Genomic DNA, 21,523 nt, shown 5'->3' with positions numbered 1-21,523 from the left:
CGCACTCACCGCGTCAACATCCACGCCCGTACTGGATTGAGAGATACGAGATGGGAACGGAAAACGCCCAGCCTGAGGGGTTCGAAACCGACCTCGACCTGCGCGCCCGGCACCGTGCCGTCGTCGCGGACTACATGAGCCGCAAGGGCGAGAACCGGCTGACGCGCTACCAGCTCTTCGCCGAGGACGGCAGCGCCGGCCTGTGGACCAGCGACACCGGACAGCCGATCACCTCCCAGGGGCACGAGAAGCTCAAGGCGCACGGCGAGTGGTCGCTGCGCATGTTCCCCGACTGGGAGTGGAAGAACGTGGAGATCTTCGAGACACAGGACCCCAACAGGTTCTGGGTCGAGTGTGACGGAGAGGGCCAGATCCTCTACCCGGACTACCCGCCGGGCTACTACAAGAACCACTTCATCCACTCGTTTCTGCTCGAAGACGGAAAGATCAAGCAGAACCGCGAGTTCATGAATCCGTTCCAGCAGCTGCGCGCGCTCGGCATCGAGGTGCCGAAGGTCAACCGCGGCGGAATCCCCACCTAGGGGCCAGGGGACCTCCCTCCGCATTCCACGAACCGGATGCGACGGGCCCCGGAAGGTCCACCGGTGCCCGTCGCCCGCTCACATCGTCCGCACATACAGCTAGGAGCATCAGGTGGGATCTCAGCTCAACCCGTACATCGCCTTCGACGGGGACGCCCGGCAGGCGATGGAGTTCTACCACGAAGTCCTCGGCGGCAAGTTGGAGCTGGGTACCTTCGCCGACTTCGGCTCGACGGAGATGCCCGACGCCGACAAGATCATGCACGCCACGCTCACCACCTCGGACGCCTTCACCGTGATGGCGTGGGACGTTCCGGAGCGGGTTCCCTTCAACCCGGGCACCAACGTCGCCCTCTACCTCGGCGGGGACGACGCCGGTCTCCGCGGGTACTTCGAGAAGCTGTCCGCCGGCGGCACCGTGGCGATGCCCCTCAAGCAGCAGATCTGGGGCGACGAGGCCGGGACGCTCGTGGACAAGTTCGGGATCACCTGGATGTTCAACATCACCTGCCAGCAGTCCTGATCGTGAAGCAGTACGCACCGCTTTGTGTCGCGGGGGATGTGAGGTCTCAATGACAGTCGACGTGCAGGCAACTCGAGACGTGGTCGACATCATCACCGGAGGATGGAGGGCGCAGGCGCTGCACACCGCCGTCAAACTCGGGCTGCCCGACCACATCGAGGCCGGCCGGGCCACCGACGCCGAGCTCGCCAAGGCGACCGGGGCGAACGAGCAGGGCATCCACCGCCTGATGCGCCTTCTGGTGGCCATGGGCATATTCGAGGGCAGCGAGTCCGCCGGCTACCGCGGTACCCGCGTGAGCGCTGCCCTGCTGGAGGGACCTCAGTCGCTGCGCGACATGTGCCTGCTCTACGGCGAGGAGTTCTACGCGGCGTGGGGTCACGCCCACCACGCCATCAGCACGGAGAGCTCGGGATTCGAGGTCGCCTACGGCCGGTCCTTCTACGAATACCTGGGCCAGGACGCGGCCACCGCCAAGCGGTTCCAGCTCACCATGAACGCCGCGAGCATGTTCTTCCACCAGGTGCCCGAGGTCTTCGACTTCTCCGGCAAGACGGTCGTCGACGTGGGCGGCGGCGGCGGGCACCTGCTCGCCACCATCCTCGGCGCCACTCCGGACGCCAGGGGAACGCTCTTCGACCGTGAGCACATGATGCCGAAGGCGCGTGAGCACCTGTCCGCCACCGTCGGCCTGGACCGCGCCGAGCTGGTCGGCGGCGACATGTTCCAGGGCGTCCCGCAGGGCGGGGACGTCTACATCCTCTGCCGCGTGCTGGCCGGCTGGGACGACGAAGCCGTCGTCGGCGTCTTCGAGAACTGCCGCCGCGCCATGGCGGACTCCTCCTCGCGCCTGCTGATCCTCGACCGTTTCGTCGAGGACGAGAACTCCACCGTGCTCCCCGCCCTGTGGGACTTGCACCTCCTGGTGACGACGGGCGGCGAACACCGCACCCTCGAAAGGATCACGCGGCTGCTGAACCGGGCCGGGCTGGACATCGCCGGGACCGCGGAGCTGCCCATGGAGACGACCGCCCTGATCGCCGCGCCGCGCATCCCGTAGCGGCAGCAGGGGTACGCACGGAATCCGCCCCGCACGGGCATCAGCGCGAAGAGGAGGTCCCCGGTGGTCACCTTGGCAACGATCGGCGTCTACGGCTTCGACGGCGATTCCTTCCTGGAACGACTACGACAGGCGAACGTGCGCCTGCTGATCGACGTACGTCAGCGCCGCGGTGTCCGCGGACCGGACTACGCCTGGGCGAACTCGCGCCGGCTGCAGGCGGCCCTCGCCGGGGCCGGGATCGCCTACGAGCACCACCGGGACCTCGCCCCGACCCCGGAGTTGCGTCACCTCCAGTACGCCGAGGACGACCGCCAAGGGGTCGGCAAGCGCTCCCGCCGCGAGCTCGCCGCCGAGTACACCCGCCGCTACACCGCCGAGATCCTCGACCCGGCCGATCTCGAGCCGATCGTGTCGGCGCTGCCGAGCAGCGGCATCGCGGCGCTGTTCTGCGTCGAGCGCGACCCCGAGGCCTGCCACCGGTCGTTGGTCGCCCAGCGGCTGGCCGAGCAGCACCCCATCACGATCGAACATCTGAGGCCGCTGTAATGGACGACATTCCTCCGGGCGGCGCACCGCGTCCGCGGATCGCGGTGTTCGCCGGACCGACGGCGACGATCCTGAACACACCGGACCTGGTCACCTCGAACAAGGCACGCGCACGCCACGGCCTGCCGCCGCGCCCTTCCCACTTCGACGTCCTGCGTCCCCAGCGGCTCGCGGCTCCTGTGACGCTGTACGTCGAGGCGTTCAGTGCGCATCCGCTCGAACGAGACGCGGCCGGCCTGTACGCCCCGCCGGACGGCTGGCTCGACGAGGACGGCACGGTCCACGCTGAGCGGCCTTTCGACGACGCTACACCGGTGTACGTCGTCGAACTGGACCCCGCCGACGGTCTCTATCCGCTCCCTTACATGGGCAGACAGGCGGACGGATCCGCGTGGGAGGAGACCTCGACGGCACCGTTCGCACCACCGGGAGCCGCTCGGCAGACGTTCTACCCCGACGCCCGCCGACTCTACGAGGAGATCGAGCGGTTCGGCCTCGGCGACCACGGCACCCCCGTCGAGCTGTGGTCGATCGCCGACTTCGAGTTCTTCCGCGCAGCTCCGTCGGGCGGATACACCACAGGTCCCGACTCCGAGCGCCTCGGGCAGGACTTCTTCGTCTACTACCCCTACCACCTCCAGAGCGAGCCCGGCCTGGCGAACCTCGCCCAGGCGACCAACCAGGTCCAGGCCGTCCTCGCAAATGGAGAGTACGCCGGCGTCCAATGGCTCGAAGGGAGTCCGACCGTCGACGAGACCCTCTACTGGCTCGGACTTGTGGTCGACACGAAGGTGCCGCTCGTCGGACACGCGGCTCAGCGCCGCCACCAGTCCCTGAGCGCGGACGGCGACCGCAACGTGGTTGACGGCGTGAAGTTCATAGCCTCGGGCGTCGCCTTGGACGAACGGGGCGAGGACCGCGTCGGTGCCTGCGTGATCGTCGACGAACTCGTCTACTCGGCCCGGGACGTGACCAAGGTCGACGCCCGACCGGGCGGTTACGAAGTCACCGGCGGTCATGGGGGTGTGGTCGCCGACCTGGGTGGTTACGGCTCCCCACAGCTCACCTACCTCCCCGCCCGCAGGCACACCCATCGCTCGGAGCTGCGCCTTACGATCCTCCCCGAGCGGGTGGACGGTGTCACCGGGAGCCTGGACACGGGCGTGTCTTCGGTCGACGTCGAAACGAAGGACCCCGACGGACTCATACCCGCCGCCATGCCGCACGTCTCGATCACCAAATACAGCCGGTACGCGGCGACGGCTACCGGCATCGACAACCCGCCCGTCGCCGACGAGGAAGTCGAGATCCTCGCACGGATCGACGCCAACCTCGCCAACGCGCCACTGTCCGGGTTCGTATGCGAAGGCATGTCGCCGTTCGGGATGGCCGACCCGACGAGGAACGCGGCGCTGAGCGTCGCCATCTTCGCCGGTATGCCGGTGGTCCGCACGGGTCGCGGCAACACCGGAGGCATGGCGTACCGGACCGACCCGACCTTCATCTCGGGCAACAACCTCACGGCCACCAAGGCGCGCATGCTCCTCATGGCCGCGCTGCTCAAGTTCGGTGCCCTGCCCCCGGCTGCGGATCCCTTCAGTCCGACCTTCGACGAGCGTGCGGCCACGGAAAAGGCGGTCGCTCAGTACCAGGCCCTGTTCGACACCCATTGACCCGAGACACGGCGTGTCGGCGGCGAGGTCGAAGCGACCCTCGCCCGGGAGTCCGACGGACGAGCCCCGATGCCCCCTACGAGAACGGAAGCCATGGGTACGTACAAGTACGTGGTAGCCGACGTCTTCACGGACGTCCCGCTGGAAGGAAACCCGACCGCGGTCTTCCTGGATTCCACCGGCCTTTCCCCCGAGCGCATGCAGCGAATCGCGCAGGAGATGCACCTGTCGGAGACCGTCTTCGTCCTCCCCGCGGAAGAGGACGGTGACGTGCGGGTGCGCATCTTCACCCCGGTGAACGAGCTGCCGTTCGCCGGACATCCCACCCTGGGTACGGCCGTGGTGCTCGGCGAGTCGCACCCGGCGAAGGAGCTCCGGATGGAGACCACCATGGGCATCGTGGAGTTCGAACTCGAGCGTGACGACGACGGCCGGGCCGTCGCGGCCGGCATGTGGCAGCCCCTCCCGACGTGGGAGCCCTACGATCGTGCGGACGAACTGCTCGCCGGCCTCGACTTGGTGGCCACCGGCAGCACCCTGCCGATCGAGGTCTACAACAACGGGCCGCGGCACGTGTTCGTCGGTCTGGACAGCGTCGCCGCACTCTCCGACGTGGAGCCGGACCAGAGGATCCTCGCGAGGCTGCCCGACATGGCCGCCAACTGCTTCGCGGGCTCGGAGACTCAGTGGAGGTTGCGCATGTTCTCCCCCGCCTACGGCGTGGTGGAGGACGCGGCCACCGGCTCGGCCGCCGGTTCGCTCGCGGTACACTTGGCCCGGCACGCCCTGATCCCCTTCGGGGAGTGGATCGAGATCCGTCAGGGGGTCGAGATCGGCCGTCCTTCGACGATGCGTGCTCGGGCCATGGGGACGCCGGAACGGATCGAGTCGGTCCAGGTGGCGGGGTCTGCCGTGGCCGTCGCCCGGGGGACGCTGTACGCGTAGTCGCCGAGAACGTATGAGTGACCAACCCACAGGTGAGAGGCCGTCGCGCGTGTCCAGCAGAGCATCTTCCCTCGATCGTCACGTGGCGCGGCCGACCATTCGGACTGCGGCAAGCCGAGGCGACCGAGGTCTTCGGACGGACGATCGGCGCCGGCACCCAGGCGTGCTCTGTGTCGAGGGATGGATGGAGTGATGGCCGCCCAGGACGACGGGCTGTTCGCGTTGACGACGTCGGACGACACTCCGCCCGCCGAGCCCGTGCGCGCCACGGCGCCACTGGCGGTGCGGATGCGGCCGCGTACACTCGCCGAGGTCGTCGGCCAGGCGCACTTGCTGCGTCCCGGCGCGCCACTGCGACGGCTGGTGGAGGGCGGGGAGGCGGCGTCGGTGTTGCTCTACGGGCCGCCCGGCACCGGAAAGACCACGATCGCGCGCCTGCTCGCCACCGTCGCCACCCGGCACTTCGTCGCCCTCTCGGCGCTGTCCAGCGGAGTCAAAGAACTGCGCGACGTGATGAACGACGCGCGTCGTCGCCATGACCGCCAGAACCGGCAGACCGTGCTGTTCATCGACGAGGTGCACCGCTTCTCAAAGACCCAGCAGGACGCGCTGCTCGGGGCTGTCGAGGACAGGCTCGTCCTGCTCGTCGCCGCCACCACGGAGAACCCTTCGTTCTCCGTGGTGGCGCCGCTGCTCTCACGGATGTTGGTGCTGCAACTCCAGTCTCTGACCGAAGACGAGGTCCGCGAGCTGCTACGGCGCGCGGTGAAGGAAGAGCGCGGCCTCGACGGTGCCGTCTCGCTGTCTCCCGCGGCCGAGGACGCCCTGGTGCGCCTCGCGGCCGGCGACGCCCGTAGCGCGCTGACCGCGCTGGAGGCGAGTGCCGACGGGGTGACCGACACCGGCGCCACGGAGATCGACGTGCCGGCCGTGGAGCGGGCTGTCGCCGAGGCCACCGTGCGCTACGACCGGCAGGGCGACCAGCACCACGACGTCGTCAGCGCGTTCATCAAGTCGATCCGTGGTTCGGACCCCGACGCCGCGCTGCACTACCTGGCCCGCATGCTCGTGGCCGGGGAGGACCCGCGTTTTGTCGCGCGGCGGCTGGTGGTGCTCGCCAGTGAGGACGTCGGGCTGGCCGACCCCACGGCACTGCAGGCCGCCGTCGCCGCAGCGCAGACTGTCCAGCTGATCGGAATGCCCGAGACCCGCCTCGCCCTGGCGCAGGCCACCGTGCATCTGGCCATGGCGCCGAAGTCGAACACGGTGATCCTCGGGATCGACGAGGCCATGGCCGACGTCCGGGCGGGCGCCGTCGGCGAGGTCCCCGCACACCTGCGGTACGGCCGCTACACAGGCGCCAGGGAACTGGGCAACGCGATCGGCTACCGCTACCCCCACCGCACGTCCGAAGGAGTTCTGGAGCAGCAGTACCCGCCGGACGAACTCGTGGGGAAGGACTACTACCGCCCCACGCAGCACGGCGGGGAACGCATCCTGCACGAGCGCCTCGTGAAGCTTCGCCGTGCCGTCCGCGGCGAGTAGAGGCAGTGTCACCGGAGTGGCCCGCGGCCTGCGTCCCGAAGCGCCGACAACATCGGTACGAGGTCGGCGCGGTCGAGGATCTCGGTGGTGTAGCTGTAGCTGTAGCGGCAGGAGGACTCGGCGGTGAGCACACGCTGAGTTCGGTGTGGTGCCGGCGCAGCCGGAGACGCGAACGCCGCCACCACGAGCGGCGGAATTCCCCCACTTGCCCGCTGCCCGCTGCCCGTGCCGGTTTGACGGGCACGGGCACGGGCCGAGGTCACATCACGCGACGGCGGTGCCCTCGAGCTCGACCATCTGGCCGGGAATCGCCAGACGCGTCACTCCGAGCATCGTGGTGGTCGGCGCGACCTGGGCGGCGCCCAGCCGTCCAGCCAGCACGCCGTAGTGCCGGAAGAGCAGGTCGACATCGGTCGTGTAGACGTTGAGCCGGACGAGGTTTGCGAGAGACATGCCGGCCTCGGCGAGCACGGCCTCGATGTTGTCGATGCTCAGAGTCAGCTGCGCCGCCATGTCACCGTCATGCTCGGGCTTGCCTTCGCTGGTCATCGCGGTTTGCCCCGAGATGTACAGGGTGCGCGAGTGCCCGGAGACGACCTCACCCTGGTTGAAGCCCATCTCTACTGACCACGAAACCGGGTTGACCGCATTACGTTCCATTGCCGCACTAGCTCCATTCGGTTCACTGACAGTACGTACGTCCATCGGCTCGGCAGCCGCCAAGCTTTGACGTCGTGTGAAGGAGCCTGCCAACAAAACATGACACCTTCAGTCATGTATCTCGATAAAGTTCTTACATGCGCGCTGACCGGTTGGTCTCACTGGTGTTACTGCTGCGCCGGCGCGGTCGGCTGACCGCAGACACTCTGGCCCGCGAGCTGGGGGTATCCACCCGCACAGTGTTGCGCGATATAGAGGCACTGTCCGCAGCCGGCGTCCCGGTCTACGCCGAACGCGGCCGGCACGGAGGGTTCGCGTTGTTGCCCGATTTCCAGACAGCGCTCACCGGACTGAACCACGACGAGGCGCTCGCGCTGCTGGTCGCCGGATCACGGCGCGGCGCGCAGCTGTTCGGCCTCGGCTCGGCGCTCGCCTCGGCCATGCTCAAGGTGGTCGACGGACTGCCCGATGGCCTTCGGGACACGGCGGCCGACGCGGTGCAGCGATTACTCATCGACCCGGAGACCGACCTCCTGTCGCGCCGCGTGGCCGCCGAGGAGGTGTCCGACACCATAGTGGCCGAGGTCCGGCACGCGGTGTTCGCCGGACGCAAGCTGCGCATCCAGTACGCGGCTGTGGATCAGACCCCCAAGTGGCGCACGGTGGACCCGATCGGCTTGGTCACCGTACGCGAGCAGGGCTACCTTCTGGCCACGAGGGGTGGCGCGGACCGCACCTACCGGCTGGCCCGGGTGCTGGCCGCCGAGGCACTCGACGAACCCGCGCAGCGACCGGACACCGTGGATCTGGACCGGGCTTGGCAGGAACGCAACGCGCAGTTTCGGACCGGAGGCGACCAAGTAACCGTCCTGGTACGGGTGGACCCGGCGCGTCGGGAGCACCTGGTGGCCACCGTGCTGGCCGTCTGCGCAGAAGAAGCCGACGCGGACGGCAGCCTGCGCTTGAACGTGACCTTCCAAGATTCGCGACACGCCGAATGGGCGCTGTGGCAGCACGCCACGCACGCGGAAGTCCTGGCCCCGCAGTGGCTGCGCACATCCCTGCATGACCGTGCCACCGCGATCGCCACGCGCTATGGAGCGCGGGTGGGCCAGAGGATCACGTAAGGAGACAATCAGTCCAAGGTCGAACCACAGAGCACCGAGACGTCCGTTGAGCGAGCCTGATGCGCCGTCGACTGCCATGAACAGGAGGGGGAAGTCCGCGGCCACTTCGGCGGCGCGCATCGCCGCCGCGGTGCGCGGGGCTCGCGCACTTTCCCGGCCAGGCCGCCCGGGCCATCGCTTCCGTCGCCTCCGACTGCGCGCCGGCGGCCCGCGCCCGGGCCGTCACCTCGTTGCGAGCGGCGGCCGAGCAGCGGGTCCTACCCGCGGCGAAGGCCCTGCACGACCTCGACGGCGAGCTCCCGCCCCTGCTGCACTGCCTCGAACAAGACCTCGGGCGTGGCGCCGGCCAGCTCAGGGAGGCCGCCAGGATGGCCAGCTCGCTCGGTCCCCGAGGAGCGTCGCTTGCGCCCGCCCTGCGTGCGGTGCTCAGTGGCCAGGACGGCAACCCCACGCACGCGCTGGACACGGACACGGCCCTCGCCGAGGCTCTGTGGCGTGTCACGGGGGACGCGGACGGTGTGGTCGCCATGCTGGACTCGGTCTTCGCACGCGCCGAAGAGAGCCCCTGGTCCCGGTGGTCGGTGGTGCGGGCCGCCCGCACGACGGTCCTCCTGGGCCCCGCGGGACGGCCGCTCGCCGCCCGTCTGGAAGCCGCCCGCGACGATCCGGCACAGGCACCGGCCGCGCCGGTCCGTGTCACCTCGGTAGCCAGGTCATCGTCGAAGCCGGTCAGCATCTCCAGCTCGGCCACGGTCTCGTCGGCCGCCTCGATAGCTCGCAGCGTATGCGGCATCGAACGGGCCGCGTCCGCGATGACATAAGCATCGCGGGCATCGGTCTTGGCCTCGCCAGGGTAGAGAGCGGCGATCCGTCGCATCGTCAGGCCCGGCGCATAGGCGACGACACGGCAGCCCGCGTCACGAGCCACGGCCAGAGGCAGTGCACCTATGGAAGCGGGCTGGTCGACCACCACCAGGACAGTGCCGTGCTTGGCCTGGAGCTTGGCAAAGACCTCACGGAGCTTCGGCTCGGTGTCGGGCAGCCGCTTGTCGAAGACTTTCTTGCCCTCCGGGGTCAGCGCCGTCGCGTGGTGTTCGCCCTTGCCGACGTCCAGACCCAGATAGACGTCGATGCCACCTTCACCGATCACGTGCCTGCTCCCCATAAGCGCGTTCTTCCCGGCCTCACCTGCGGCATCAGCGTGCCGGCATCCACGTTACGAAGAGACTGCTTCTCCCATCCGGGATCAACGCTCGTGCCCCTAATCAGCGGTCTGCCAATGCCTTCGATCCCGGTGACACCACTTTTTCGATCCTGATCGACAAGGGGGCTCAGTCATGCCGGGCCCCGAAGGCCGGGAGCCCTGTTGCGGGGCCATGAAGAAGGTAACGGGGGCGCCGACACCGGTCCGTCGCCGGTCGACCGGCGGAAGACAGGCAGCAAACACCATCTGATCTGCGACGGACGCGGCGCCCCGGCTGAAGGTCATCACGACCGCTGAAAACGTCAATGACGTCACCCAGACCCTCGTCTTGGTCGACGGCATCCCGCCCGTCGCGGGCCCCCCGGGCCGGCCCCGCAGACGCCTGGACGCCCTGCTCGGCGACAAGGGCTACGACTCCAACCCCAACCGTGGCCAGCTGTACAAACGCCGGATCCTGCCCGTCATCTCCCGCAACGGATCCCCGAACATCAAGGGGCGTAGGCAAGCTCCGCTACCGAGACGACACCGTGCGCAACGCCACCGGGAACTGGACCGCCTTTGGTGAACGGCGCCGGATCAAATGGCCCACGCCGGCGAACCTGCGCTACCGGCGGGCCATCGAACGCCTGGAGCGCACCTTCCACACGTTCCTGGCCGGGCGCTGTGGCCCTGGTCTCGTGGCCGGGCATGAACATGTTCAGCGCCTCGTCGCGGACCTGTTTGGCGGTGAGCGGGGTGCCGTCCTCGGCGGCGCACTCCAGGAGCAGCGTCAGCCAGTCGTCGGGTTTGTCGGCCATGGTGCGGCGCTACTGTAAGACCCCGCTATCCGCCGCGGCAGAGTCCACCGAGGCCGACGGGTACACCGTCACCGTCAAGGGCAAGCCGATGGCAGGCACGGAGGGACCGCTGATCGTCACCATCTCCAGGGACGGCACGCCCGTCACCGACCTCCAGCCCTATCTGGACACCTACGCCCACCTGACCGCCTTTTACGAGGGCAACAGCGAGTTCGCCCACCTCCACCCCACGACGAAGGTCAACGGCGACCACGGCGGCCCTCCTTCCACGCTGAACTGCCCACTGCCGGGAACTGGCGGCTGTTTCTGCAGTTCCGGACCGGCGGGAAGCTCCACACCGCACCCTGACCCTGAACGTCGGCTGACACACGTCGGGGCGCCGCCTGGCAAGGCGGCGCCCCGACGCCTCTCCACCACAGGGCGCCGGCACGTAGCCGGGTGTCGGTGGGCTCCACGTCGCGCTCCGGGAGGAAGGCTTCAGGGATGATCCACGCCGTACTGCACGCACTGTCGATCGCCGGTTCCATGACCTGGGAGATCACCTGGGCCCTGATCCTGGGCTTCGCCCTGTCCGCCGTGGTCCAGGCGGTCGCACGCAAGTCCACCGTTGTCTCGCTGCTGGGCGACGACCGCCCCCGTACTCTCGCCATCGCCGCCGGCCTCGGGGCCGCCTCCTCGTCCTGCTCCTACGCCGCAGTGGCGCTGGCCCGCTCGCTGTTCCGAAAGGGCGCGAACTTCACCGCCGCGATGGCCTTCGAGATCGCCTCCACGAACCTGGTCGTCGAGCTCGGGGTGATCCTGGCCCTGCTGATGGGCTGGCAGTTCACCGCGGCGGAGTTCGTCGGCGGTCCCATCATGATCGTCGTGCTGGCGGTGCTGTTCCGGCCGTTCCTGCGCGACACGCTCTTGCGCCGGGCACGGGAGCAGGCCGAACGCGGGCTGGCCGGCTCGATGGAGGGTCACGCGGCGATGGACATGTCCGTGCAGCGGGAGGGGTCTTTCGCCCGACGCCTGCTGTCGCGTGAGGGCTTCACGTCCACGAGCCACGTCTTCGTCATGGAGTGGGCGGCGATCCTGCGCGACCTCGTGATCGGCCTGCTCATCGCCGGTGCCATCGCCGCCTGGGTGCCCGACTCGTTCTGGCGCACATTCTTCTTCGAGGGGCATCCCCTGGCGTCCAAGCTGTGGGGGCCCATCATCGGCCCCCTGGTCGCGATCGCCTCGTTCGTCTGCTCGATCGGCAACGTGCCCCTCGCGGTGGTGCTGTGGAAGGGCGGCATCAGCTTCGGCGGCGTCGTCGCGTTCATCTTCGCCGACCTGCTGATCCTGCCGATCCTGAACATCTACCGGAAGTACTACGGCGCGAAGATGGCCCTCTTCCTGCTCGGCACCTTCTACGTCGCTACCGTCATCGCCGGGTACATGGTGGAGTTCACCTTCGGAGGACTCGGTCTCATCCCCGACCAGGCCGACGCCAAAATCCCCATGGAAGGGATCACCTGGAACTACACCACCTGGCTCAACATCGCCTTCCTCGTCCTTGCTGGCACTCTCCTCATCCCGTTCTTCCGGACCGGCGGAATGGACATGCTCCGCACGATGGGCGGCGCACCCGGCGACAGCCACGACCATGCAGGACACCACGCCGAGCCGGACCAGGAGCCCGCGACAGGAGAGCGGGACGAGGGCCCTCACGACTGACCAACCACCGTCTCTACGCCCAGGGGTGTAGTCGGCCCTCCATCCACGGGCCGATCCATGCGCGGCCGCCGCACTGCTGGCCAAGCTGGGCGAGACCCGCACACGGGCCCGGAGCGGTGACGAAGACCTGGTGCTCTTCGCCAGCCTCGACGACAACAACTTCTGGAAGTGGGTGGCGGCACCGTCTCGCAGCTGTGGAAACCCTGACCCGCGCGTACGCTCCGCCGGGACCTCGGAGCTTGAAGCCGTCGGGTCGCCGTTCCCGCAAGACTGACCACCATGGGCACAGAGGCAAGGGCGAACTTCTCGGTTGCGCTGGACGAGCTCGCCGACCTGACCACCGCCGATCATGCACAGCGCCGTGTCTCAAGGAATACGCGCGATCCGCCCGACGATCTACGCCGCGAAGTACCTGTCCGATCCCACCAACCGCAGGAAGATCGCCCGTCAGCTGAACAACGGCGAGTCCCTCCACGCGCTGCGCCGCCGGCTCCACTACGCCCGCGAAGGCAGGGCCACCCGGCGTCAGCCTGAGCAGCAGAACGAGCAGGCGTGGTGCCTGACCGTCGTGACGAACGCGGTGGTCTGCCGGCACACGAGTACCTCGCCCTGGCTGTGGACGAACTGCGCGGCGCCGGCAGCGAGGTGGACGCTGAGGTGCCGTCGCATATCTCCCCGGCCCGCAGCCAGGTGGTCAACTACTACGGCTCCCTCACCGTCGACTACGAACGCGAACTCGCCGAGCGAGCGGGGACACCGGCCGCTGCGGACCGCGGCCGTGGACGAGCCCGGAGCCGGGCTGTAGTGGCCGGCTGGTGTCCGGGCTGATGCTTGCCTGGCGCCTTGTTGTCCGACTGTGTGGTGATCGGCTCGGGAACGTCGGAACCCGTGGTGGCCGGGGTGTGTTGCTGCTATCAGTGGGGGCCGTCAGTTTCTGGCGGTGGCTGGTTCCGGGAGGGGTGGGTCGTGTCGCGGGGTTGGAAGATCACGGTCGTGGTGGTGGCGGTGGCGGGCATCGTCTCGACACCGTTGTTCTGGCTTCTGAACAGCCCGGACACCGGGCAACTGGTGGGGGCCTCGGTGCAGGCGGCGGTGGCCATCGCCGCCCTGGTCTGGGCGCTGTTCCAGCAGCCGCCCACCGGGCAGGCACCGGGTCCGGTGGATGTGGCCGTCTCGACGGGGAAGGCCGAGGCCACCGGCGGAGGCAGTGCCGGCACCGGGGTGCGGCGCCCAGCGGGGGAGGGCAGCGGGTCGGCGACGGCGGAGCGGACCGGGGACGCGAGTGCGGACGGCGCTGGCAGCAGCGCCAGTACCGGCATCGACTACAGCTGAAGCACGCCACACAAAGGAGGAAGGACAGGGCTGTTCATGAAGGAAGTACGGGCCGTCACGCCGACGCCAGAGCCGGACCCGGAGCCCGAGCCGACGGTGGTGGTGACGGACACGGGGGGTGACCGCGCCACGGGGGAGGGCACGGCGGTGACCGGATACCGGGCCCCGGCCCCCCGGGTCCCGCTCCCGGGAGCGGGCGCCTCGACACGGGTTTCGGGAACCGGGGACGCCACCGCGTCCGGGGGCGGCATCGCCAACTCGGGCATCTTCACGTACATACAGCCGCGCCGGGAGCCGGTGACGTTCCCGCACCAGGTCGGCGTGCTGCCCACGAAGTTGGGCTACTTCCAGGACCGGGCCGCCGTGTCGGCACTGAGGGAAGCGGTGGCGGGCCGGGGCACCGCGGTGGTGTGCCAGGATGCGGCCGGGGCGGCCGCCCCGTTGATCACCCGGGCCCACCTCGCCGCCATGCGGGGGGAGGCGGGGGATGCGGCCGGAGCGGCCGCCGACTACGAGCAGGTACTGGAGCACATGCTCCGGGTGCTGGGCCCGGACCACCTCCACACACTGGCCGCTTGGGCCCACCTCGCCGGCATGCGGGGGCGGGCCGGGGATGTGGCGGGGATGGTGGCCGCGACCGAAGAGTTGCTGGAGCACATGCTTCGGGTGCTGGGCCCGGACCACGTCCACACCCTGACCGCTCGGGCCCACCTCGCCGCCATGCGCGGGAGGGCCGGGAACGGTAACGATCGTTCGTGATACACGGAGATCAACGTGACGTTCCCACAGGTCGCGGCGGTAACGCTTTCCGTGTACGCGACTATGTAACGCCCCCTCCCCGCAAGCAGGCGGTTCGGTGGCTCGAGCGCTGACGGCACTCGGCCGCGGCCTGGGCGGCCCGCGCCCTCCTCCCCGAGATTGGACTGGCCACCCTCGCATTGAGGGATGCCGATCGGAGTGGGGAACTGGGCCTGGCGAAGGCCAGATGCAGGGCTACGCGGGAAGGGCGAGCCCTGCCTGCGTGGGACGCTCCCGCCACCTGCTGACTGTCTGGGGCACCAACCGTGTCTCGCGGCTGATGCCCCAGACAGGTACACGTTGTTGTCAGGCCTACCAGGAGGGCAACCGAATACGCCCGAAACAGGCAACGGGCCAAGGAGTGACGCAGACGGCCCGTCAGCGCTTCCGTCGGGCAGCCGGATCCCGCGCCGCGACGTGGGCGGCGACTGCGTCCACTGCGGGGCGTTCCAGGGAGCGGACGGAGGCGTGCCGGGAGCGGGTGAGCAGCATGGGGGTGGAGGTGCCACGGCGTCGTGGGTAAGCGCGCTGTGGCGGAGGCGGTGCCGCCGTCAGCCGATGGCCTGGCCTCGGCCTACCGGGACGCGCCCGTTGCAAGCCGGTCAAGCTTGGCCAGTTTCCATAACACCTGCAAGTTCAGGGGCGGCGGGTCACGGCCCGACAGAGGTTCAGCATCCCTGCTTGCAGACGACGGTGGGGAAGGTCGCGGCGAGCTGATTATGCAAGGCTGTCTTTTACGTCGAGCGCTTGCGCCTGGGCCGGCGCGACGCCCCTGACGCAGACTCGGCCGCCGCCGGGGCGTTGGGGATTGCGGCACCTGTATCTGGCGCCGCGGTCCTCTGTCAGAGGAACCTGGCTGTTGCCCGCCGCCCGGGCGGCCTGACCGCTCAGCCTCGCGACGCTGCGTGTTTGGCGAGTTCGAGGAGGGCTTCCAGGTCGTGGGCGGCTTCGGCGGCGCACAGGCCGCTCGCCAGCAGGAGTCCCGCGAGTACTAGGACGGTCAGGGTGTGACTGTGTGGGGGTGGGGCGAGGAGGGCGGCGACCCGTCGGGGTATGGGGCCCGGTCCGGCGGGGGCGAGGCGGCCGAGGATGCCGAGGGCGCCGGCGGGGATCCATGCGCGGCCTGTGGTGCGTTTCGCGGCCAGGGCGGCCTTGCCGACGGTGTGGGCGACGCGCCTTCGGTCGCCGGTGTGGGTGGCGGCGCTTTCGTCGGCCCACCGCTCGACGGTGTACGCGACGGTGGCTGCAACGGGCCGCAGCAGCGGGTTGGCGGCGGCGGCCAGATGGGCGGAGGCGACGAACAGGTAGTGGTGGTGCGCGAGGTGGGCGCGTTCGTGGGCGAGCAGGACCTCGTGTTCGGCGGGGTTCAGGGCGGTGAGCATGCCGGTGGAGATCACGATGCGACCCGGGCGGCCGGGCAGGGCGTAGGCGTCGGCGGCGGGATCGTCCACGACGACGAGTTGGTCGTGGCCCGGCAGGCAGGCGGCCTCGGTGGCGGCGTGCATCAGGGCGCGGGTGCGGCGCCACGCCATGCGGGCGGCCATCGCACCGGCGGCAGCCAGCAGGACACCCGCGAGCAGGGCCACGGACAGCGAGGCCGGGTCGTGCTGCTGGGCCGCCTGCGCCGACCAGTGCCCGTGAGCCAGGCGGGCGAGCAGGGGGAAGCGTAGTAGGCCAGTGGTGGTGAGCATGGCCAGGACAGCGGTGCTCGCGGCGGCCAGCACCAGGGCGCCGGCGCTCAGCATCCAGGTGGCCAGCCGCGGTGGCAGGCGCTCGCCCAGCGGCCGGGCGGCCAGGGCTGCCAGGAGCGGGAAGAGGAGCGGCAGGTAGACGGCGTAGCGCATGGGGCGGCGCCTACTGTCCGGGGGCGAGCAGCTTGCGCAGCAGCTCTTCGTCGTCGTCGGAGAGGTCGTCGACGAACCGGCTGAGGACGGCTTCGCGGTCGGTGCGGGCGTCCAGGACCTGGCGCATCTGTCGGGCGGCCAGGCCGGATTCGTCGGCGATGGGGAGGTAGGCGAAGGCGCGGCCCCGGGTGCTGCGGGTCAGCAGGTTTTTGGCGTAGAGACGGGACAGGGCTGTGACCACTGTGCTGTACGAGAGGCCGCCGCCGAGGCGGTCCTTGACGTCGCCCGGTGTCAGGGCCTGGGGTGAGGCGTGGTGCAGTGCCGCGAGGACCTCGGCCTCCAGTTCGCCCTTGGCCCGGCCCTTGGGTGCGGCGGCTTCGGGTGCGTCCACGGTGCGGTTCCTCCTGCGCTATCTTCTACGATCACGTAGAACTTCTACGATCTCGTAGAAGTTACTCGCATGCCCCGAGTGTGCCACGCCCGCGCACCGGCACGCAGCGAGCCGGCGCACCCAGAGCCCCCAGGAGGACGTGCGTGAGCACAGCAACAACGGCCAACGAGGCCCCGCAGACGGGCCAACGCACGGTGGCAGCCCGGGCTGCGGGCCTGACCAAGGCCTACGGCTCCGGCGAGACCCGCGTGGTGGCGCTGGATGCGGTCGACGTGTCCGTGACGCGCGGCGAGTACGTCGCGATCATGGGCCCGTCCGGGTCGGGCAAGTCGACGCTGATGCACTGCATGGCGGGCCTGGACACCGTCTCCGCGGGGCAGACCTGGATCGGCGAAAGCGAACTCACCGCCCTCAAGGACAAGCACCTGACCCGGCTGCGCCGGGACAAGATCGGCTTCATCTTCCAGGCGTTCAACCTGCTGCCGACGCTCTCGGCACTGGAGAACATCACCCTGCCGATGGACATCGCCGGCACCAAGGCGGACCGGGCGTGGCTGGACCAGGTGATCGACACCGTTGGCCTGCGGGGACGTCTCTCCCACCGGCCCGGCGAGTTGTCCGGCGGCCAGCAGCAGCGGGTCGCCTGCGCACGCGCGCTGGCGAGCCGCCCGGAGATCATCTTCGCCGACGAGCCGACCGGCAACCTCGACTCCCGGGCCGGCGCCGAGGTCCTCGCCTTCCTGCGCCGGTCCGTCACCGATCTGGGGCAGACGATCGTGATGGTCACCCACGACCCGGTCGCGGCCTCTTATGCGGACCGCGTCGTCTTCCTCGCCGACGGCCACGTCGTGGACGAGTTGGCCGAGCCGACGGCTGGCTCGGTACTCGACCGGATGCGCAAGTTCGACGGCGCCGGACGCAGGAGCTGACGAACCGTGATCAAGGCAAGTCTGCGCAACTTCCTCGCCCACAAGGGCCGCATGGCCCTGTCCACGCTCGCCGTGATGCTCGGCGTCGCGTTCATCTCCGGCACCCTGGTCTTCTCCGACACCATCAACGCCGCATTCACCTCGATCTCCACCTCCACCGCAGCCGACGTCACGATAAAGCCGAAGCAGGCGTTCAACCCCGAGGTCGAGGACCGCGCCCTGTCCGGGGAGACTCCCACCCTGCCCGCCGACGTGGTGGCCAAAATCGCCCAGGTCCCAGGCGTGAAGGCCGCGCACGGCCAGGTGAGCCTGCAGACCCTGACCGTGGTGGACAAGGACAACAAACCCATCGGCGCCACCACCGGCGCCCCGACCATGGGCCAGAACTGGTACGACACCCCGCAGGTCCGCATCAGCGACGGCCGTGCCCCGTCGAAGGCCGGGGAGCTGGTCCTCGACCAGGCCAGCGCCCGACACAAAGGCGTGCACCTCGGTGACGCGCTGCACGTGATCAGTCCGTCCGGGTCCACACCGGCCACCGTGGTCGGCATCGCCACCTTCGCTACCGCCAACCCCGGTGTCACCCTGGTGTACACCGACACCGCGACCGCGCAGACGGTGATGCTCGGCAAGCCGGACGTCTTCACCACCGTCACAGTCGACACCGCGCCCGGCGCCACCCACACCACCGTCCAACAGCGGATCAAGGCCGCGCTCGGCGACAGCTACTCCGTCGCCACCAAGGAGGAGCAGGCCCAGTCCGCCACCCAGCAGATCACCGCCTTCCTCGGCGTGATCACCTACGCCCTGCTCGGCTTCGCCGGCATCGCCGTGCTGGTCGGGATCTTCCTGATCCTCAACACCTTCTCCATGCTGGTCGCCCAGCGCACCCGCGAACTCGGCCTCCTGCGGGCCCTCGGCGCGAGCCGCAGCCAGGTGACTCGCTCCGTCCTGACCGAGGCCCTGCTGCTCGGCGCGGCCGGCTCCACCCTCGGGCTGGGCGTCGGGATCGCTCTCGCCGCCGCACTGAAGTCCCTGATCGGCCACTTCGGTGTGGACCTGTCCGGCACCGCCCTGGTCATCAACTGGCCCGCCCCGGCCGCCGCCTACGCCGTCGGCGTCCTCGTCACTCTCATCGCCGCGTACCTGCCTGCCCGCCGAGCCGCCCGCATCTCCCCGATGGCCGCCCTGCGCGAAGCCGCCGCGCCGCCCGCCACATCGCTGACGATCCGCACCGTGGTCGGATCCCTTGTCCTGCTCGCCGGCACAGGAGCCCTCTACAGCGCCGCGACCCACCACGACACCGTGGTGACCGGCGCCGGACTGCTCGGCGCGGGCATCGTTGCCACCCTCGTCGCCCTGGTCATCCTCGGACCGGCGCTCTCCCGGGTCGTCGTGCACACCCTCGGCGCGCCCTACCCGGCGCTCTTCGGCGCCGTCGGACGGATGAGCCGGCTCAACGCCGTACGCAACCCCCGCCGCACCGGAGCCACCGCCGGCGCACTGATGATCAGCCTTTCCCTCGTCGGCGCGGTCGCGGTCCTGGCCGCCTCCCTGACCACCTCCGTCGACCGCGATGTCGACAACACCTTCGGCGCCGACTACATCGTCAGCGGCAACGGTCAGCAGCCCATCGGCCCCGAGATCACCGGCAAGGTCCGCGCCATCCCCGGCGTCCAGGCGGTCACCCGCCAGCGATACGCCGTCGCCCACCTGAACGGCTTCCAGGTCATCGCCTCCGGCGTGGACACCGCCACCGTCGACCAGGCCGTCAAACCCCAGTACGTCGCCGGCTCCACCGCCGACATCGCCGCCGGGAAGCTGATGGTCGACGAGACCACCGCCAACACCGACCACCTCAAGATCGGCTCCACGGTGGAGCTGCACTTCCTCAACGGCAACACCGCAACCCTCACCGTCGGGGCGATCACCAAACCCCCGGCCGGCGCGGGCAAGGACGCGGGCACCTTCCAGGTCTCTCTCGACACCCTGGGCCGCTACGCCCCCGAGGCGAAGGACTTCACCCTCTACCTCAACGCCGCCCCCGGCGCCGCCAAGCAGCTCGGGCAGGCCCTCGACAGCGCCCTGACCGGCTACCCCCAGGTGAGCGTCCAGAGCCAGGCCGACTACAAGAAGCAGATCACCGGCCAGGTCGACTCCGTCCTCTACCTCATCTACGGCCTGCTCGCCCTCGCCATCGTCATCGCGATCCTCGGCGTCATCAACACCCTCGCCCTCTCGGTGGTCGAGCGCACCCGTGAGATCGGCTTGCTCCGCGCCATCGGCACCTCCCGCCGCCAGATCGGCCGCCTCATCCGCCTGGAATCGGTCCTGATCGCCGTCCACGGAGCCCTGCTCGGCCTCGCCCTCGGCCTTGCCTGGGGCATCACCGGACAGAAGGTCCTCACCCTCTACGGGATCACCACGCTGACGATCCCCTGGACCACCATCCTCGCCGTCCTCGCAGGCGCTGCCCTCGCCGGCCTGGCGGCGGCGATCCTGCCGGCCTTCAAGGCGGCGCGGACCAAGGTCCTGGTGGCCATCGCCGCCGGGTGACAGACCGCGTCCGTCGGCGGGGACCGGCCCCGCCGGCGGACGCACCACCGGGCCCGTAGGTCGGGCTGGGAAGATGTCCGGCACCGAACCCGCCAGGAGGCACGCATGCCCGATTCGCCGACCGCCCCGCGGTGGCGCATGCGGCCGCTCTACGCGGCCGGGTTCACCACCGCCTTCGGCGCCCACGGCATCGCCGCCAACCTCGGCCACTTCACCTCCGACCGGGCCGAATCCCTCCTCGTCCTCGGCGGCCTCCTCGCGCTGTACGACGGCGCCGAAGTCCTCCTCAAACCGGTCTTCGGCACCCTCGCCGACCGCATCGGGCCCCGCCCGGTCCTGCTCGGCGGCCTGATCGGATTCGCGCTGGCCTCAGCCGCGTTCGTCCTCGCCGACGACACCGGCCTGCTCTGGGCAGCCCGCCTCGGACAGGGCGCCGCCGCCTCCGCCTTCTCACCCGCAGCCTCCACGCTCGTCGCCCGCCTCAACCCCGCCGCCGGGCACGGACGGGCCTTCGGCTCCTACGGCTTCTACAAGAGCCTCGGCTACACCGCCGGCCCTCTCCTCGGCGGCCTCACCGTCTGGGCGGGAGGCCTGTCACTCCTCTTCGGCGTGATGACCGCCCTCGCGGCAGCCGTAGCCATCTGGGCAGCCCTGACAGTGCCCAGCGTTGCGCCACTGCCCCGCGCCCGGCAGACCGTCCTCGACCTCGGCCGCCGGCTCAACCAAAGCAGCTTCCTGCGACCGACCACCGCCCTGGCCTGCGCCACCGCAGCCCTCTCGGTCGGCGTGGGATTCCTGCCGGTCTCCGGCACGGCCGCAGGGATGGGACCAGTCACCACCGGCGCCGCCGTCTCGGTGCTCGCGGCCTGCGCCGCCGTCACCCAGCCAGGAACGGGCCGCGCCCTGGACGCCGGACGGATCACCACCCGTGCCGGAATCGGCGCCGGCCTGCTCATCACCGCCGCGGGCCTGGCCAGCGCGACGCTCCCGGGCATCGCCCCCGTGCTGATCGCCGCAGCCCTGATCGGAGCCGGGACCGGGGCCATCACCCCGATCGGCTTCGCCGCCCTGGCCGCTTCCACCCCGCAAGAGCGACTCGGGCAAACCGTGGGAGCAGCCGAACTCGGCCGCGAACTCGGCGACGCCGCAGGCCCCCTGCTCGTCGGCGCCATCGCCACGATCGCCACGCTGACCCCCGGCTACGCCGCCCTCGCGCTGCTGCTGGCCGCCGCCGCCCTGATCCTGGCCCGCGCCGACACGGCCGGCTCGCCACCGGGCGGCGCGCCGGTCGGGTAAGCCGTGCTGCGCGTCCGGCGGCGGCGCCGTACCGCGCGCCGTAGCGTGGAA

At 69.9% G+C, this 21,523-nt stretch carries 21 protein-coding genes and 3 pseudogenes; 18 read left to right on the top strand and 6 right to left on the bottom strand.

What is annotated here, in order from left to right; all coding sequences use genetic code 11:
- Positions 1-50: 50 nt before the first annotated feature.
- From ABZ934_RS24435 to ABZ934_RS24405, 7 genes are all read left to right on the top strand, one after another.
- Complete coding sequence (locus ABZ934_RS24435) at positions 51-542, top strand: PhzA/PhzB family protein (protein ID WP_361316919.1); 492 nt, start codon at positions 51-53, stop codon at positions 540-542.
- A 112-nt stretch (positions 543-654) separates the two neighbouring features.
- Positions 655-1,065, top strand: coding sequence for a VOC family protein (locus tag ABZ934_RS24430; RefSeq protein ID WP_361316916.1), 411 nt, complete (start codon positions 655-657; stop codon positions 1,063-1,065).
- 61 nt (positions 1,066-1,126) lie between these two features.
- Positions 1,127-2,125 carry a methyltransferase gene (locus tag ABZ934_RS24425; RefSeq protein WP_361316914.1) on the top strand — a complete coding sequence of 333 codons (999 nt, stop codon included), beginning with the start codon at positions 1,127-1,129 and terminating at the stop codon, positions 2,123-2,125.
- 63 nt (positions 2,126-2,188) lie between these two features.
- Positions 2,189-2,674: a DUF488 domain-containing protein gene (locus tag ABZ934_RS24420; protein WP_361316911.1), complete on the top strand. Its 486-nt coding sequence runs from the start codon at positions 2,189-2,191 to the stop codon at positions 2,672-2,674.
- Positions 2,674-4,347, top strand: a complete 1,674-nt coding sequence (locus tag ABZ934_RS24415) for an asparaginase domain-containing protein (protein WP_361316908.1) — start codon at positions 2,674-2,676, stop codon at positions 4,345-4,347. The genes ABZ934_RS24420 and ABZ934_RS24415 overlap by 1 nt, the downstream gene beginning before the upstream one ends.
- Before the next feature lie 93 nt (positions 4,348-4,440).
- Positions 4,441-5,292: a PhzF family phenazine biosynthesis isomerase gene (locus ABZ934_RS24410; RefSeq protein WP_361316906.1), complete on the top strand. Its 852-nt coding sequence runs from the start codon at positions 4,441-4,443 to the stop codon at positions 5,290-5,292.
- 192 nt (positions 5,293-5,484) lie between these two features.
- Positions 5,485-6,837, top strand: coding sequence for a replication-associated recombination protein A (locus ABZ934_RS24405; RefSeq protein WP_361316903.1), 1,353 nt, complete (start codon positions 5,485-5,487; stop codon positions 6,835-6,837).
- A gap of 8 nt (positions 6,838-6,845) precedes the next feature.
- Here ABZ934_RS24405 and ABZ934_RS24400 read toward each other — a convergent pair whose 3' ends face one another.
- Entirely contained in the window at positions 6,846-6,968 is a 123-nt protein-coding gene (locus ABZ934_RS24400) for a hypothetical protein (RefSeq protein WP_361316902.1), read from the bottom strand.
- Between the two features lie 133 nt (positions 6,969-7,101).
- Positions 7,102-7,497 carry a RidA family protein gene (locus ABZ934_RS24395; RefSeq protein WP_361316900.1) on the bottom strand — a complete coding sequence of 132 codons (396 nt, stop codon included), beginning with the start codon at positions 7,495-7,497 and terminating at the stop codon, positions 7,102-7,104.
- A 137-nt stretch (positions 7,498-7,634) separates the two neighbouring features.
- On the opposite strand from ABZ934_RS24395, the gene ABZ934_RS24390 reads away from it, so the two are divergent.
- Positions 7,635-8,624 carry a WYL domain-containing protein gene (locus ABZ934_RS24390; protein ID WP_361316899.1) on the top strand — a complete coding sequence of 330 codons (990 nt, stop codon included), beginning with the start codon at positions 7,635-7,637 and terminating at the stop codon, positions 8,622-8,624.
- A gap of 688 nt (positions 8,625-9,312) precedes the next feature.
- Here ABZ934_RS24390 and ABZ934_RS24385 read toward each other — a convergent pair.
- Positions 9,313-9,789, bottom strand: a pseudogene (locus ABZ934_RS24385) (IS110 family transposase); the annotation flags it as partial.
- Positions 9,790-10,029: 240 nt separating this feature from the next.
- On the opposite strand from ABZ934_RS24385, the pseudogene ABZ934_RS24380 reads away from it, so the two are divergent.
- Together ABZ934_RS24380 and ABZ934_RS24375 are read left to right on the top strand one after the other, a co-directional pair.
- Positions 10,030-10,138: pseudogene (locus ABZ934_RS24380) on the top strand (IS5/IS1182 family transposase); the annotation flags it as partial.
- An 18-nt stretch (positions 10,139-10,156) separates the two neighbouring features.
- A complete protein-coding gene (locus tag ABZ934_RS24375; RefSeq protein WP_361317083.1) occupies positions 10,157-10,393 on the top strand; it encodes a hypothetical protein in 237 nt (78 codons plus the stop codon).
- On the opposite strand, the gene ABZ934_RS24370 is transcribed toward ABZ934_RS24375, so the two are convergent.
- Positions 10,317-10,625 carry a hypothetical protein gene (locus ABZ934_RS24370; protein WP_361317103.1) on the bottom strand — a complete coding sequence of 103 codons (309 nt, stop codon included), beginning with the start codon at positions 10,623-10,625 and terminating at the stop codon, positions 10,317-10,319. The two genes, ABZ934_RS24375 and ABZ934_RS24370, sit on opposite strands and share 77 nt — an antisense overlap.
- 486 nt (positions 10,626-11,111) lie before the next feature.
- On the opposite strand from ABZ934_RS24370, the gene ABZ934_RS24365 reads away from it, so the two are divergent.
- From ABZ934_RS24365 to ABZ934_RS24345, 5 genes and pseudogenes are all read left to right on the top strand, one after another.
- A complete protein-coding gene (locus tag ABZ934_RS24365; protein ID WP_361317080.1) occupies positions 11,112-12,326 on the top strand; it encodes a permease in 1,215 nt (404 codons plus the stop codon).
- A 349-nt stretch (positions 12,327-12,675) separates the two neighbouring features.
- Positions 12,676-12,867, top strand: a pseudogene (locus tag ABZ934_RS24360) (Tn3 family transposase); the annotation flags it as partial.
- A gap of 14 nt (positions 12,868-12,881) precedes the next feature.
- On the top strand, positions 12,882-13,154 hold the full coding sequence (locus ABZ934_RS24355; RefSeq protein ID WP_361317100.1) for a hypothetical protein: 273 nt from the start codon (positions 12,882-12,884) through the stop codon (positions 13,152-13,154).
- A gap of 138 nt (positions 13,155-13,292) precedes the next feature.
- Positions 13,293-13,658, top strand: coding sequence for a hypothetical protein (locus tag ABZ934_RS24350; protein ID WP_361316897.1), 366 nt, complete (start codon positions 13,293-13,295; stop codon positions 13,656-13,658).
- A 36-nt stretch (positions 13,659-13,694) separates the two neighbouring features.
- On the top strand, positions 13,695-14,417 hold the full coding sequence (locus ABZ934_RS24345) for a hypothetical protein (protein ID WP_361316895.1): 723 nt from the start codon (positions 13,695-13,697) through the stop codon (positions 14,415-14,417).
- Between the two features lie 926 nt (positions 14,418-15,343).
- On the opposite strand, the gene ABZ934_RS24340 is transcribed toward ABZ934_RS24345, so the two are convergent.
- Together ABZ934_RS24340 and ABZ934_RS24335 are read right to left on the bottom strand one after the other, a co-directional pair.
- A complete protein-coding gene (locus ABZ934_RS24340; protein ID WP_361316892.1) occupies positions 15,344-16,300 on the bottom strand; it encodes a M56 family metallopeptidase in 957 nt (318 codons plus the stop codon).
- A gap of 10 nt (positions 16,301-16,310) precedes the next feature.
- Positions 16,311-16,691: a BlaI/MecI/CopY family transcriptional regulator gene (locus ABZ934_RS24335; protein WP_361316889.1), complete on the bottom strand. Its 381-nt coding sequence runs from the start codon at positions 16,689-16,691 to the stop codon at positions 16,311-16,313.
- A 194-nt stretch (positions 16,692-16,885) separates the two neighbouring features.
- Here ABZ934_RS24335 and ABZ934_RS24330 point away from each other — a divergent pair, with 194 nt between their 5' ends.
- The 3 genes from ABZ934_RS24330 to ABZ934_RS24320 all read left to right on the top strand — a co-directional run bounded on the left by ABZ934_RS24330 (position 16,886) and on the right by ABZ934_RS24320 (position 21,472).
- Entirely contained in the window at positions 16,886-17,620 is a 735-nt protein-coding gene (locus ABZ934_RS24330) for an ABC transporter ATP-binding protein (RefSeq protein ID WP_361317078.1), read from the top strand.
- A 6-nt stretch (positions 17,621-17,626) separates the two neighbouring features.
- Positions 17,627-20,176, top strand: coding sequence for an FtsX-like permease family protein (locus ABZ934_RS24325; RefSeq protein ID WP_361316886.1), 2,550 nt, complete (start codon positions 17,627-17,629; stop codon positions 20,174-20,176).
- A 138-nt stretch (positions 20,177-20,314) separates the two neighbouring features.
- Positions 20,315-21,472 (top strand): MFS transporter, encoded by a 1,158-nt coding sequence (locus ABZ934_RS24320; RefSeq protein ID WP_361317076.1) that lies wholly within the window; start codon positions 20,315-20,317, stop codon positions 21,470-21,472.
- Positions 21,473-21,523: the final 51 nt, after the last annotated feature.

The organism is Streptomyces sp. NPDC046557, assembly GCF_040645975.1.
Lineage (GTDB): Bacteria > Actinomycetota > Actinomycetes > Streptomycetales > Streptomycetaceae > Streptomyces.
This window is presented reverse-complemented; position numbering and strand designations above follow the sequence as displayed.

Excerpts from the sequence above, each read along its gene's own strand:
- ABZ934_RS24435 (WP_361316919.1), top strand. The coding sequence starts at position 51 with ATGGGAACGGAAAACGCCCAGCCTGAGGGGTTCGAAACCGACCTCGAC.
- ABZ934_RS24415 (WP_361316908.1), top strand. The coding sequence starts at position 2,674 with ATGGACGACATTCCTCCGGGCGGCGCACCGCGTCCGCGGATCGCGGTG.
- ABZ934_RS24410 (WP_361316906.1), top strand. The coding sequence starts at position 4,441 with ATGGGTACGTACAAGTACGTGGTAGCCGACGTCTTCACGGACGTCCCG.
- ABZ934_RS24405 (WP_361316903.1), top strand. The coding sequence starts at position 5,485 with ATGGCCGCCCAGGACGACGGGCTGTTCGCGTTGACGACGTCGGACGAC.
- ABZ934_RS24395 (WP_361316900.1), bottom strand. The coding sequence starts at position 7,497 with ATGGAACGTAATGCGGTCAACCCGGTTTCGTGGTCAGTAGAGATGGGC.
- ABZ934_RS24390 (WP_361316899.1), top strand. The coding sequence starts at position 7,635 with ATGCGCGCTGACCGGTTGGTCTCACTGGTGTTACTGCTGCGCCGGCGC.
- ABZ934_RS24370 (WP_361317103.1), bottom strand. The coding sequence starts at position 10,625 with ATGGCCGACAAACCCGACGACTGGCTGACGCTGCTCCTGGAGTGCGCC.
- ABZ934_RS24345 (WP_361316895.1), top strand. The coding sequence starts at position 13,695 with ATGAAGGAAGTACGGGCCGTCACGCCGACGCCAGAGCCGGACCCGGAG.
- ABZ934_RS24340 (WP_361316892.1), bottom strand. The coding sequence starts at position 16,300 with ATGCGCTACGCCGTCTACCTGCCGCTCCTCTTCCCGCTCCTGGCAGCC.
- ABZ934_RS24320 (WP_361317076.1), top strand. The coding sequence starts at position 20,315 with ATGCGGCCGCTCTACGCGGCCGGGTTCACCACCGCCTTCGGCGCCCAC.